10 protein-coding genes are annotated in these 12,935 nt (G+C 62.5%); 7 read left to right on the top strand and 3 right to left on the bottom strand.

Annotated elements, in window-relative coordinates; translation table 11 throughout:
• Positions 1–96 precede the first annotated feature (96 nt).
• Positions 97–1,572 carry a peptide MFS transporter gene (locus tag ACRC0P_RS00335; RefSeq protein ID WP_438627379.1) on the bottom strand — a complete coding sequence of 492 codons (1,476 nt, stop codon included), beginning with the start codon at positions 1,570–1,572 and terminating at the stop codon, positions 97–99.
• 322 nt (positions 1,573–1,894) lie between these two features.
• On the opposite strand from ACRC0P_RS00335, the gene hrpA reads away from it, so the two are divergent.
• The 7 genes from hrpA (at position 1,895) to ACRC0P_RS00300 (ending at position 11,181) form a co-directional block, all read left to right on the top strand.
• Positions 1,895–5,803: an ATP-dependent RNA helicase HrpA gene (gene hrpA, locus ACRC0P_RS00330; RefSeq protein ID WP_438627377.1), complete on the top strand. Its 3,909-nt coding sequence runs from the start codon at positions 1,895–1,897 to the stop codon at positions 5,801–5,803.
• 213 nt (positions 5,804–6,016) lie between these two features.
• Positions 6,017–6,331 (top strand): HvfA family oxazolone/thioamide-modified RiPP metallophore, encoded by a 315-nt coding sequence (locus tag ACRC0P_RS00325; protein WP_438627375.1) that lies wholly within the window; start codon positions 6,017–6,019, stop codon positions 6,329–6,331.
• Between the two features lie 65 nt (positions 6,332–6,396).
• A complete protein-coding gene (locus ACRC0P_RS00320; protein ID WP_438627482.1) occupies positions 6,397–7,251 on the top strand; it encodes an HvfB family MNIO-type RiPP peptide maturase in 855 nt (284 codons plus the stop codon).
• A complete protein-coding gene (locus ACRC0P_RS00315; protein ID WP_438627373.1) occupies positions 7,238–8,011 on the top strand; it encodes an HvfC family RiPP maturation protein in 774 nt (257 codons plus the stop codon). The genes ACRC0P_RS00320 and ACRC0P_RS00315 overlap by 14 nt, the downstream gene beginning before the upstream one ends.
• Before the next feature lie 133 nt (positions 8,012–8,144).
• On the top strand, positions 8,145–9,074 hold the full coding sequence (locus ACRC0P_RS00310) for an MlaA family lipoprotein (RefSeq protein ID WP_438627371.1): 930 nt from the start codon (positions 8,145–8,147) through the stop codon (positions 9,072–9,074).
• Between the two features lie 192 nt (positions 9,075–9,266).
• Entirely contained in the window at positions 9,267–10,478 is a 1,212-nt protein-coding gene (locus ACRC0P_RS00305) for a PP2C family protein-serine/threonine phosphatase (RefSeq protein WP_438627369.1), read from the top strand.
• A gap of 187 nt (positions 10,479–10,665) precedes the next feature.
• On the top strand, positions 10,666–11,181 hold the full coding sequence (locus ACRC0P_RS00300) for an STAS domain-containing protein (protein WP_438627367.1): 516 nt from the start codon (positions 10,666–10,668) through the stop codon (positions 11,179–11,181).
• Between the two features lie 242 nt (positions 11,182–11,423).
• Here the strand turns inward: ACRC0P_RS00300 and ACRC0P_RS00295 are convergent, their stop codons facing one another.
• Positions 11,424–11,888, bottom strand: coding sequence for a TerB family tellurite resistance protein (locus tag ACRC0P_RS00295; RefSeq protein ID WP_438627365.1), 465 nt, complete (start codon positions 11,886–11,888; stop codon positions 11,424–11,426).
• Positions 11,860–12,849 (bottom strand): transaldolase, encoded by a 990-nt coding sequence (tal, locus tag ACRC0P_RS00290; RefSeq protein WP_438627363.1) that lies wholly within the window; start codon positions 12,847–12,849, stop codon positions 11,860–11,862. The genes ACRC0P_RS00295 and tal overlap by 29 nt, the downstream gene beginning before the upstream one ends.
• Between the last annotated feature and the right edge of the window lie 86 nt (positions 12,850–12,935).

Below are 12,935 nucleotides of genomic sequence, written 5' to 3'. Positions count from 1 at the left end.
TCCACGCATGCGGCCGGGAATCTGGTCCGCGCCCGAACTTCCCCAAATTAAGGTTTGACAATAAAGTGCGAGCGGCAGCACCCTGTTCCGCGTTCATCATTCAGAGAAGTGCCTCGGCGGTGCTCCCTCGTGATCCGCAGTAATACCCACTTCCTCCTTCGTGGAATCCCCCACCTTCAGGTGCGCCGACTCCACACCGTGCATCCAGTCCACCAATCTGTCGCGCAGGAAATACAGCAGAATCCCTGCACCTATGGCCGCCACGGCCACGCCGCCGAAAGTGGCCAGGGGCCCGGTTTCCCCCACTAGCTTGCCGATTTCCGCCGCGCCTTTGTTGGCGATGCCGATAAAGGCGAACCATAACCCCATCATCAGCGACAGGTAGCGCAGCGGCGACAGTTTGGTGACCATGGACAGGCCGATGGGCGACAGGCACAGCTCGCCCACGGTGTGGAAGATATAGGCAAACACCAGCCACCAGATACTGGCTTTGACGGTCAGCGAGTCGCCGATCTGCAGTGCGGCGCCCACCATGGAGATGAAACCCAACCCGAGAAAGACCAGTCCCAGGCTGAACTTGGCCGGCGAGCTGGGCTCCCGGTCCCCCAGCCCCACCCAGATGCTGGCGATCACCGGGGCGAGGATAATGATAAACAGCGGGTTGACCATCTGTAGCCAGCTGGCGGGCATCTCCCAGCCGCCGATCATCAGGTCGGTATTGTGCTTCGCGAACAGGTTCATGGAGCCGGCGGCCTGCTCGAAACCGGCCCAGAAGACCACCGTGAACAGCCCCAGGACCAGGATCACCTTGATGCGGTCGCGCTCCTCCAGGGATAGCGGCTTGTGTCTGTCGGCATTGTCTTTTTTCAGTCCCAGCCTGGCGGAGGGCTGCCGGCCCACTTCCCCCAGGTATTTGTCGGCCCGGGAAATCTGCAGCAGCAGGCCCAGCAGCATACCGATACCGGCAATGAAAAATGCCAGTTGGTAATTGATCTTCTCGCCGATCCAGCCGATCACCAAGTAGCCCAGGATCGAGCCCAGGTTGATGCCCATATAGAAAATGGTAAAGGCGGTGTCGCGGCGCCTGTCGCCCTCGTAGTAGAGGTCCCCCACCATGGTGGAGATGTTGGGCTTGAAAAAGCCGTTGCCGAGAATCATCAGCCCCAATCCCAGCCACAGGAAATAAATCTCGCTGCCGTCCGGCAGCCAGGCGTGGGGAAATCCCAGGGTGAACTGACCCAGCATCATCAGGGTGCCGCCGAGCAGGATGCAGCGGCGCTGGCCCCAGAGATTGTCAGCCATCCAGCCGCCGAGAATCGGCGTCAGGTACACCAGCATCATGTACCAGCCGAGGTAGCTCAGGGCCCTGGATTGAAGCTCGGTATCGGACAGTTGGCCCCAGCCGAAGGCTGCCGCGCCGGCGGCCGAAGTGAGGTAGAAGACGAAGATGCCGCGCATGCCATAGTAGCTGAGCCGCTCCCACATCTCGGTGCCGAACAGCAGAAAGAGACCCTTCGGGTGTCCGAGCATTTCTCCGGCAGCGGCCGGAGGCCTGGGTTTGAGCTCTTGCATACCACAGCTCGCAAGTTACGGCTCGACCTCCCTGTAGGAACGGCCCCCTGGGAACGCCGAGCTCCAGCTCGGCTTGCGGGCCGAAGGCCCGCCCTGCCTTGCTACGTCTCTGTGGCTCGCAGGGCTGTGCAAATTTTCCCGTGGCAGATTTGTCGCGGCCATGGGCAGATTTTTGCTCCTGCAAAATCTGCATTTCCGCTGGGCGGCACCCCGCCATCCCTGGCGGTCGCCGCTCCTACAGGGAAAATAGACATCTGCTCAAGTATAGTTCAGCGCCAAGCGGCTGTTATAATCCGCCGTTTTCGATGATTTTCGGTGCCCGATGAGTGAAGTCGATTCCCTGGCCGAGCAGATCCCCCAATGTATGGGGCGGGACCGCCAGCGCCTGCGCAAAACCCTCGACGCCGCACGCGGGCGCTTGGAAGAGGGCAAGCCGGCGGACCGGATGCTCGCCCAGTTGGAGGAGCAGCTGCAGGCCTCGCGGTCGCTGGCGGAGGAGCGGCGGCGGAAACTGCCGGAGGCGCGCTGGCCGGAAGACCTGCCGGTGGTGGCGCGGCGGGCCGAGATCGCCGAACTGATCGCCGATCACCAGGTGGTGGTGGTGGCCGGTGAGACCGGCTCCGGCAAGACCACCCAACTGCCGAAGATTTGCCTGGAGCTGGGCCGTGGCATTTTCGGCCAGGTAGGCCACACCCAGCCGCGCCGCATCGCCGCGCGCACCGTGGCCAACCGCATCGCCGAGGAACTGGGACAGCCACTGGGACAGTCGGTGGGCTACCAGGTGCGCTTTACCGATCAGAGCACCGAGCACACCCATATCAAGCTGATGACCGACGGCATACTGCTGGCGGAAATCCAGCGCGATCCGCTGTTGAACAAATACGATACGCTGATCATCGACGAGGCCCACGAGCGCAGCCTCAATATCGACTTCCTGCTCGGCTACCTGAAAACCGTACTGCCGAAGCGGCCGGACCTGAAATTGATCATCACCTCCGCCACCATCGACCTGGAGAAATTCTCCCGGCACTTCGACGATGCGCCGATTATCGAGGTATCAGGCCGCACCTATCCGGTGGATATCCACTACCGCCCGCCGTTCGACAGCGATCAGGACCTGAACGAACAGGTGATCGCCGCGGTGGAGGAGCTGCTGCGGGAGGAGAAAGCCAGCGGCCGGCGCGGCGGGGATATCCTGGTATTTATGAGCGGCGAGCGCGAGATCCGCGAGTGCCACAAGGCGCTGAGGGACGCCCAGCTTCCGCAACTGGAAGTGCTGCCCCTCTACGCGCGATTGAGCCTGGCGGAGCAGGCCAAAGTGTTCCATGGTCACAGGGGCCGCAGAATAGTTCTGGCCACCAACGTGGCCGAGACCTCGATCACCGTGCCCGGTATCCGCTACGTAATAGATCCGGGCACAGCGCGTATCAGCCGCTATAGCTACCGCAGCAAGATCCAGCGGCTGCCAGTGGAGGCTATCTCCCAGGCCAGCGCCAACCAGCGCGCCGGCCGTTGCGGCCGCGTCAGCGCCGGCGTCTGCGTTCGCCTCTACGACGAAAAGGATTTCGAGCAGCGCCCCCAGTTCACCGACGCGGAGATACTGCGCACCAATTTGGCCGCGGTGATACTGCAGATGCTGCAGCTCCGCATCGGCGATATCCGCGATTTCCCCTTTGTCGATCCGCCGGACGAGCGCTTGATCAACGACGGCTACAAGCTGCTGCAGGAACTGCAGGCGGTGGATGGCAACGGCAATGTAACCCCGTTGGGCCGCGCCCTGTCGCGCCTGCCCCTGGACCCGCGCCTGGGGCGCATGCTGATGGCCGCTGCCGACAATGGCAGCCTGCGCGAAATGCTGATCATCGTCAGCGCGCTGGCGGTGCAGGACCCCCGCGAGCGCCCGGCGGAAAAGCGCCAGGCAGCGGACGAAAAGCACAAACAGTGGCAGCACGAGCAGTCGGATTTTCTCTCCCTGGTGCAGTTGTGGGATGCATTTGAAGCCCAGCGCCAGGAATTGAGCCAGAACCAGCTGCGCAAGTGGTGCCAGAAAAATTTCCTGTCCTGGCAGCGCATGCGCGAGTGGCGGGACATCCACCACCAACTGCGCGTCGCCTGCCGGGAGCTGAAACTGCGCGAAAACCGCGAGCCCGCCCAGTCCCCGGAACAGTACCAATCGATACACAGTGCGATACTGCCCGGCCTGCTGGGCAATATCGGCGTGCGCGACGAAAACAAGGAATTCCTCGGCTGCCGCAACCGCCGCTTCCACATCTTTCCCGGCTCCGGCCAGTTCAAGAAACCGCCGCGCTGGGTGGTGGCGGCGCAGTTGCTGGAGACCAGCCGCCTGTTCGCGCACACGGTGGCGAAGATAGAACCGGAGTGGGTGCTGGCGGTCGCGGAACACCTGGTGAAGCGCAATTACTCTGAGCCCCACTACGACGCGCGCAAGGGCCAGGTGATGGCCTACGAGAAGATATCCCTCTACGGCCTGGTGCTGGTGGAGAAACGCCGCATTCACTACGGCAAGCTGGATCCGCAGACCGCGCGCGAGGTTTTTGTCCGCGAAGCGCTGGTGGAACAGAAATATCGGGGCAAAGGAAAGTTCTTTCACCACTACAGCGAGTTATTGCGGGAGCTGGAAGACCTGGAGGCCAAATCGCGCCGCCGGGATATCCTGGTGGATGACCAGGTGGTCTACCAGTTCTTCGACGAGCGGCTCCCACAGGATATCGTCAACCTGGCGGGCTTCGAGCGCTGGCGTAAACAGGCGGAGGAGAAAGATCCGCAGCTGTTGTTCGTCCCCCGGGAGCTGCTGATGCAGCACACCGCGGCCCATGTGGGCGAGGCGCAGTTTCCCGATACGCTGCTGGCGGGCGGTATCGAATACCCGCTCAGCTATCACTTCGAACCGGGCAGCGCCGCCGACGGGGTGAGTATCCATGTGCCGGTGGGCGCGCTGCACCAGGTGCCCGCGGCGCGACTGTCCTGGCTGGTGCCGGGGCTGCTGCGGGACAAGTGCATCGCCCTGGTCAAGGCGCTGCCCAAGCAGTGGCGCAAAGTTTTCGTGCCGGTGCCGGCGGCGGTGGACCGGGCGCTGCCGAAGCTGCAGCCGGACAACACGCCACTGTGGCAGAGCCTGGCGAAGGAATTGCATCGGCAGACCGCGCAGCAACTGCCGGACTCCGCCTGGGAATCCGCCGAGCAGTCACTGGAGGATTTCTACCGTTTCAATATCCGGGTATTGGACGAGGAGGGCGAGCTGCTCGACCAGGGCCGCAACCTGGGTGAACTGCAGGCCCGCTATAAGGATCGGGTACAAAAGGAACTGGCCAGTGCCGGCGACGATTTCGAGCGCGACGGCATTACCTGCTGGGATTTCGGTGACCTGCCGCAGACTCACACCCTGCAACAGGGGGCGCTCAAGGTGCGCGCCTACCCGGCCCTGGTGGAAGGTAAGGACAGCGTATCGCTGAAACTCCTCGACAACCCGGGGGAGGCGCGGCGCCTTTCCCGCGCCGGTATCTGCCGCCTGGCCCTGCTGCACCTGCCGGAACCGGTGAAATACCTGCGCAAGGAACTGCTGCGCGGCAAAGAGCTGGGGCTCTCCGCCGCGGACCTGGGCCGCCGCGAGGAGGTGGCGGACGATATCCTGCTGGCCGCCGCGCGGGAGCTGTTCTGGGCGGATGAAAACTGGCCGCGCAGCGAGGAGGAGTTCCTGCGCGCGCTGGAGAAAAGTGCCGATCTGATATCCGTGGCCCAGGAGATTGCGGAGCTGCTGACCAAGGCCCTGGCGCAGCTGGTCCCCCTGCGCAAACAGATCAAGCAGCAGAAGAACCTCGCCGTCGCCATGGCAGTGGGGGATATCCAGCAGCAGTTGAATGGCCTTTTCTACCGCGGTTGCCTGTTCGATACCCCGCTGGAATGGCTGCGCCAGTACGGCCGCTACCTCAAGGGTATCGACCTGCGCCTGGAAAAGGCCGCGCTGGACCCCAACCGCGACCGCCGTCTGCAGGTGGAATACCACAAATCCGCGGAGCCCTACCTGGCCCAGCTTGAGCGCCACTCCCACCGGGCGCTGGCGGCGGAACCGCAACTGGTGCAGTACCGGTGGATGCTGGAGGAGTTCCGCATCTCCCTCTTCGCCCAATCCCTGAAGACCCTGATGCCGGTCTCCGGCAAACGCCTGGGCAAACTGTGGTGGGAAATCGAGCAGGCGGCGCCCCTCGGCTGAAAATATTGTGCCTTCCTGTAAGAATCCGTTTATTCCGGCGACTAACGACAAGACAGAGTTCACAGAACCGGGCAGGCGGCTGAAACCCTCCGGCCGTGGCTCTGTCGGATTCGCAACTGTCGTCTTCGCAAAGTCGGTATACTGCGCGGGACGGCGACTTTCAGCGCCGTCGGGCGTGTTTTTCGATAGGGTTACTACCTCAGGAGAATCGTTATGAGCAATAAGAAGAATCTTTCCCCCCTGGCGGCGGCCGTCGGTGCGGCTTTCCTCGCATCCGCTTCCGTAAGTGTTTCCGCCGACAGCGCCAACCCCTTTGCCGCGGAGGAGCTGTCCTCCGGCTACAACCTCGCCATGGCGGACGATAAGGGCCAAGAGGGTAAGTGTGGCGAAGGCAAATGCGGGGAAGGTAAGAAGAAAGAAGGCAAGTGCGGCGAAGGGAAATGCGGCGAAGGCAAGAAGAAGGAAGGCAAGTGCGGCGAGGGTAAATGCGGCGAAGGCAAGAAGAAGGAAGGCAAGTGCGGCGGCTGAGCCCCGCGCTTTCCTTTGAAGCGGCAGAATAGGCAGGGTGTGCTGTGCGCACCCTGTTCGACGCTATGTTGACTACCGACAACGAACAGTATCCGGTGCAGGGCGCCGGCCTGGGGCTGCGCCGCTCCATGATGGGCGAGGAGCTGTCGCCCGGGGCGGTGGATTTCCTGGAAGTGGCACCGGAAAACTGGATCGGCGTGGGCGGGCGTTTTGGGCGCTGGTTTCGCGGGTACACCGAGCGCTTCCCCTTCGTGATTCACGGCCTGTCCCTTTCCATCGGCTCGCCGGCGCCGCTGGACCTGGAGCTGGTGAAATCGATCAAGCAGTTTATGCGGCGGCACAATATCCGCTGTTACAGTGAGCACTTGAGCTACTGCTCCGATCACGGCCATCTCTACGACCTTCTGCCCATTCCGTTCACTTCCGAGGCGGTCCGCTACGTGGCCGGGCGTATCCGTCAGGTGCAGGATGTGCTGGAGCAGCGCATCGCCATGGAAAACGTTTCCTACTACGCCGCGCCGGGCCGGGAAATGAGCGAGCTGGAATTTCTCAATGCGGTGCTGGAGGAGGCGGACTGCGATCTGTTGCTGGACGTGAACAATATCTATGTCAACGCTATCAACCATCGCTATGACCCGCTGGACTTCCTGTACGGCCTGCCGGCGGAGCGCATCCGCTACGCCCATGTGGCCGGCCACTTCGACGAGGCGGATGATTTGAAAGTGGACACCCACGGCGCGCCGGTGATCGATCCCGTGTGGCAGCTGCTGGAGCGGGCCTACGAGCACTTTGGCCCCATACCCACCCTGTTGGAGCGGGATTTCAACATCCCCCCGTTGCCGGAACTGCTCGAAGAAGTGAGCCTCATCAGACAGCGGCAGGCGAATACCGTTGCGGAGCCCCTCCATGTCTGCCGGTGATCGAACCGCTGAGCCGGATTTCGGGGAGCTGCAGCGCTGTTTCGCCGCCCATCTGCGTGCACCAGACCAGTGCGCCGCGCCGTCGTCTGTGGAAGACCGGCGCATGGGGGTCTACCGCGAACTGATCTACAACAATATCGAATCCTTTATCAGCGGCGGCTTTCCGGTGCTGCGCAGTCTCTATGCGGAGGAGCCCTGGCACCGGATGGTGCGGGATTTCGTGCACCGCCACGCCTCCCGGAGCCCCTATTTCCTGCAGATCAGCGAGGAGTTTTTGCACTACCTGCAGAACGAGCGGGGACACAGGGAAGGGGACCCTCCCTTTCTGCTGGAACTGGCCCACTACGAGTGGGTGGAGCTGGCGCTGGATGTGAGTGAAGAGGAGTTCCCCGCTGGGCTCACCCGCAGCGGGGACGTGCTGGCGTCGATTCCTGTGGTCTCGCCCCTGGTATGGAGCCTCAGCTACCGCTTTCCCGTGCACCGTATCGGTCCCGTTTATCAACCCCAGGAGCCGCCGCAAACCCCCACATTCCTCCTGGTTTATCGCGATCGCGCCGACGAGGTGGGCTTTATGGAGGCCAACGGCGTCACCGCGCGGCTGCTGCAATTGGCGGGAGAGGGAGAACACAGCGGACGGCAACTGCTCGAGACCCTGGCGGCGGAAATGCGCCACCCGGATACCGCCGCGCTGCTGGAGTTCGGGCGGGAACTGCTGGAAAAACTGTTGCGTCTGGATATTCTCGCCGGGCTGAAGGTCTGAAAATATCGCCACTGCTTCGATCAACCCGATCGGATTTTTCCATCGAATGCTATGCTGGCGAGGGTAGTTTATGCCCCCCAGGGGCGTTAGAATCCCTCCCCGGATAAAGGCTGAGAAAGAGAGGAGCTGGGTTTTGCTAGGACGCATAGTTATTTCACCCTGGTTTTTCGCCGCTGCCCTGGCTGGAATGCCCGTGTTGGCACCGGCGGCGGAGGACCCGTTTGCGGAGGTGGAGCCGGAGGCTGCCGCCACCGCGCCGGCGTCCACCGGTGCCGGTGACGGCGGGGATCCTTTTGCCGAGGGAGCCGCAGAGGCTTCCGATGGCGACGGCGGCAGTGAGGGCGGATCTTCCAGTCTGGAAGATGAGTACGGCTTCGATCCCGCCGAGGAATTCGCCGACGGCGACGGGAAGGAGGCTGCGGACAGGGACCCCTGGGAGGGCTTCAACCGCGCGGTATTCCGCTTCAATGACACCGCCGATCGCTGGGTGCTCAAGCCGGTGTCCGTCTCCTATCGCCAGATCACACCGATCTTCGTGCAGAGCGGGGTCAGCAACTTTTTCGGCAACCTGCGCGAGGTCACCAATACCACCAACAGCATCCTGCAGTGGAAATGGGGACAGGCGGGCAACGACGCCGGCCGCTTTCTGATCAATACCACCGTCGGTATCGTCGGCCTGTTCGACGTGGCCCAGCACGTGGGGCTGGAGCCCAGTGATGGAGAGGATTTCGGCCAGACCCTCGCCACCTGGGGGATGCCGTCCGGCCCCTACCTGGTGATGCCGCTGTTAGGGCCCTCCACCCTGCGGGACGGGCCGGCGAGCGTGGTGGATTACTATACAGATCCGATCAGTTACGTGGACCACACCGCCACCCGCAACAGCCTCTATTTTACCGATATGATCCAGCAGCGTGCCGGCCTGCTCAAGGCCGAGATGCTGCTGAACGGCGACCGCTATGTACTGCTGCGCGATGCCTACCTGCAGCGGCGCGAATACCTGATCAACGACGGCGAGTTGGAGGACGACTTCGGCGGCGATCTCGATGACGACTTTGCATTCTGACCCGAATGGCACTGACTTAAGCGTTGCAACCTCCGTAGGATGGGCAAAGGAGCGTAGCGACGTGCCCATCATCTGCGGCTTTGATGGGCACGCGGCGCTTTGCCCATCCTACAAAAATAGCGAATCCCGGCTTAAGTCAGTGCCATTCCATTCTGATCCCACTCCGCCGGCAATGCCTTCCCGAGCCGCCCCATGGCCGGCCGCAGGACTCTTCTACTAATCGACGCCGACGAGGCGTCGCGCGATTTCGTGCGGCGCGCGCTGGCGCGTCTGGGATTTGCGGTGACTATGGTGCAGAGTGGTGGTGAAGCCCTCGGCCAGTTTGCCCCGCGCCTGTTCGAACTGGTGATCACCGACCTGCACCTGCCGGATATGAGCGGCCTGGAAGTCTTGCGCCGGATCAAGCAGCTGTCCCCGGAGACGCCGGTGGTCGTGCTGGCGTCCAACAGCGAGGTGAGCGACGTGGTGCAGGCCCTGCGCCTGGGGGCCAGCGACTACCTGCTCAAGCCCTTGGAGAACGTGGGAGCGCTTGACCACGCGGTCTGCCGCATCACCCATGCGGATACCCTGGCGCAGCAGAACGTCGAATATCGGGAAGAATTGGAGCGGCGCAATCGCGAACTGCGCGAGCATGTGGAAGTGCTGCAGCGGGACCAGCAGGCGGGGCGCCTGCTACAGCAGCACCTGCTGCCGCGCACCCCCTATCGCTACCCGGGGAATATCGAGGCCGCCTTCCGGCTGTTTCCCTCCCTCTACCTGAGCGGAGATTTCGTCGACTACGGGCTGTTCGGCGAGCGTTTCGTGGCCTTTTACCTGGTGGATGTCTCCGGCCACGGGGTCTCTTCCGCGCTGGTCACCGCATTGATCAAGCACAGCATCATGCACCTACTGCGGGAGCGCCCGCTGTTCTCCCATCTGGATACCCTGGATCAGGACCTGCTGGATGTTCTCAGCATGATCAACAGGGAGCTGCTGTCCACCCGCCTGGACAAGCACGCCAGCATGTTCGTGGGGGCGATCGACTGCCGCGCGCGGCAGTTGCACTATGCGGTGGCCGGCCAGGTGCCCATGCCGGTGATGGTGACTGCCGCAGGCGCCGAATGGTTGCCCGGTAAGGGCCGCCCGCTCGGGTTGTTCGAACACGGCAACTGGCAGGTGCTGCGCGCCAGCCTGCCCGAGAGCTGGCGCCTGGTGGCCTGTTCCGATGGTGTACTGGAGTTGATCGAAGGTGCCGACCTTATCGAGCGGGAGGACAAGCTTTTGCAGGCGATCGACCGCAGCCGCGGCGACCTGGACAGCCTGTGTACCGCTCTGCAAGTGAGCACTTTCGAGGCGCTGCCGGACGATATCACTCTGCTTACCCTGGGGCAGGGTGGGCCGATCGAAACCGAGTGGGACTCCTGACCGTTCAGTCCGTTTTATGCCGTGGTCGTTACCTCTTGCCTGCCCTTCCGGTGAGGAGTAAGCTCTGCTTACTTTATGCACTAATTTAAATGTTTCCCGCATTTGAAGTGGTGGTTCTCCAAAAGTGAACTTTCGCCATCCATGCCAGCGGTGCACTTGCCGCTCATCGGGTGTGCCAGAGGTTGTTATGCAGTCTGGGCAAATAATGGTTGGAGCCCACAAAGGCATCTACGTCATCAAGCTGACGGGTGATGTGCGCCTCAACCTGTGCACTTCTTTCGATAATTTCATCAACGACATGTTCGCGCACAACGATTTCAAGGATGTGATCTTCGATCTGCACGATGCCGAGGGTGTGGACAGCACCACCCTGGGATTGGTGGCGAAAATCGCCATTCGCGCGCTGGAGCGCGGCTGCCGTAAACCCCTCGCCCTGAGTACCGACAAGGGTATCCGCCACCTGCTGGATGCCATGGGCTTCGACGCGCTGATCGAGATCAGTGGCGAACACCGCAACTACCGTACCCAGCCCAAGCCTCTGCAATGTAAAACCCCGGACGAATGTGCCGCGCGAGATAAGGTGCTGGAAGCGCACCGGGTGTTGATGAGCATGAACGAATACAACGCCGAGACCTTTCGCGACCTGGTGCACAGCCTGGAGTGCGAGAGCGAACCCGCCAAGCCCACCGCGCGTATGCACTGATTTTTAATGATGAATGCGGAATGCGGAATGCGGAATGATGAACATGCGGTCTGAAGCCGTGTGTGTCGGCGGGAATCTGGGCCGCGCCTAGACCCAATACTGTTGAGTTAAGGCCCAGGTAGGGTGCGCCGTGCGCACCAAAAAGGCTGAAACCCGCGCGAGTCCTGGGGCGGTGCGCATGGCGCACCCTACGAATTTACGGGCCGCGTAGTTTGCATATCCTGTTCCTCATTCCTCATTCCTCATTCCTCATTCCCCTTCATCTCCCTCGCCTCCGCCCGCGCCCGTGTAAACAGCCCGTGGGGCAGATAGATCAGCTCCGCGACGCGGCGGATCAGGTGTTCCTCGAAGGTCTCGATCACGTCGTCCGCCAGTGCCACCTGCCACATCTGCCGCACCAGCAGATACTTGTTGCGCTCGTCGAACCGGTCATTGACCGTCTGGGTGAATTCATACAGGGAGGTGGCCTGGTCGCGGCGTGCCAGGGCGTCGTACACCAGCTGTTCGGCACCGTCCGCATCCAGGTGATAGTGCTCCTGTAGCAACCGGATCAGGGTGTCCTGTTCCCGCTGGTCCAGGTTCTGGTCCACTGTCGCCACTTCCGCGAGCAGCGCGGCGCTGATCACTCGCACATCCTGTTCATCGCGCACCTCTACATCGGTGCCGCTGCCGATCTGTTCAAAAAGTTTGCGAATTTGCTGCAGCATTGTTTTCGGCCGCTCCCTCTATCTGTTGCCGGAGCAGGGATTCCAGCCGCTCCTGGTCCTGCACGAAGTTGCGGATGCCCTCCGCCAGCTTCTCGGTGGCCATGGCATCGTTGTTCAACTGGTAGCGGAATTCCGCCTCACTCAACGGGCGTGGCGGGCGGGACTCCCGTTCCACGTCGGTCTCCAGGCCCGCCGCCAGAGCCGCGGAATCCTCCTCCAGGGCCTGCAGCAACTGGGGGCTGATGGTAAGGCGGTCGCAGCCGGCCAGGGCTTCGATCTCCCCCGTATTGCGGAAGCTGGCGCCCATCACGATGGTCGGGTAGTCGCGGGACTTGTAGTAATGATAGATGTTGCGCACCGATACCACCCCGGGGTCCTCCTCCGGGCTGTAGTGATCGCGGCCGCTGTTGGCCTTGTGCCAGTCGAGAATCCGGCCCACGAATGGGGAGATCAGTGTCACCCCGGCCTCCGCGCAGGCCACCGCCTGGCAGAAACTGAACAGCAGGGTCAGGTTGCAGTGAATGCCCTCGCGCTCCAGTACCGCCGCCGCGGCGATGCCCTCCCAGGTGGAGGCGACCTTGATCAGCACCCGCTCGCGCTCGATACCTGCCTGCTCGTAGAGGGCGATCAGACGGCGGGCGTAGTCGATGCTGGCGCGGGTGTCGAAGGACAGGCGCGCATCCACTTCGGTGGACACCACCCCCGGCACCAGTTGCAGTATCTCGCCGCCGATGGCCACCGCCAGCTTTATCGCCGCGAGCTTCGCCCTGTCGCCGGAATGGTTTTGCGCCCAGGCCAGGGATTCGGCGATATGTTCCCGGTACTGGGGCAGCTGTGCGGCCTTGAACAGCAGCGAAGGGTTGGTGGTGGCGTCGTGGGGGCGGTAGCGGCGGATGGCCTCGATATCCCCGGTATCCGCAACCACCTGGCTGCGCTGCTTGAGTTGTTCCAGTTTGTTCATATCTCCCTCGAATTTTCTCTCTCTGCCGTGGGTAAGCTCCCTTGTAGGAGCGGGCCATGCCCGCGATCGGCTATGGCTACGAAGAA

This window comes from Microbulbifer sp. (assembly GCF_051659245.1).
Lineage (GTDB): Bacteria > Pseudomonadota > Gammaproteobacteria > Pseudomonadales > Cellvibrionaceae > Microbulbifer.
Note: the sequence above shows the minus strand (reverse complement) of the source record. Positions and strands in the feature narration are given on the sequence as shown.

Bases quoted from the DNA above. Each gene is read 5' to 3' on its own strand.
- ACRC0P_RS00335 (WP_438627379.1), bottom strand. From the start codon at position 1,572: ATGCAAGAGCTCAAACCCAGGCCTCCGGCCGCTGCCGGAGAAATGCTC.
- hrpA (WP_438627377.1), top strand. From the start codon at position 1,895: ATGAGTGAAGTCGATTCCCTGGCCGAGCAGATCCCCCAATGTATGGGG.
- ACRC0P_RS00325 (WP_438627375.1), top strand. From the start codon at position 6,017: ATGAGCAATAAGAAGAATCTTTCCCCCCTGGCGGCGGCCGTCGGTGCG.
- ACRC0P_RS00320 (WP_438627482.1), top strand. From the start codon at position 6,397: ATGTTGACTACCGACAACGAACAGTATCCGGTGCAGGGCGCCGGCCTG.
- ACRC0P_RS00315 (WP_438627373.1), top strand. From the start codon at position 7,238: ATGTCTGCCGGTGATCGAACCGCTGAGCCGGATTTCGGGGAGCTGCAG.
- ACRC0P_RS00305 (WP_438627369.1), top strand. From the start codon at position 9,267: ATGGCCGGCCGCAGGACTCTTCTACTAATCGACGCCGACGAGGCGTCG.
- ACRC0P_RS00300 (WP_438627367.1), top strand. From the start codon at position 10,666: ATGCAGTCTGGGCAAATAATGGTTGGAGCCCACAAAGGCATCTACGTC.
- ACRC0P_RS00295 (WP_438627365.1), bottom strand. From the start codon at position 11,888: ATGCTGCAGCAAATTCGCAAACTTTTTGAACAGATCGGCAGCGGCACC.
- tal (WP_438627363.1), bottom strand. From the start codon at position 12,849: ATGAACAAACTGGAACAACTCAAGCAGCGCAGCCAGGTGGTTGCGGAT.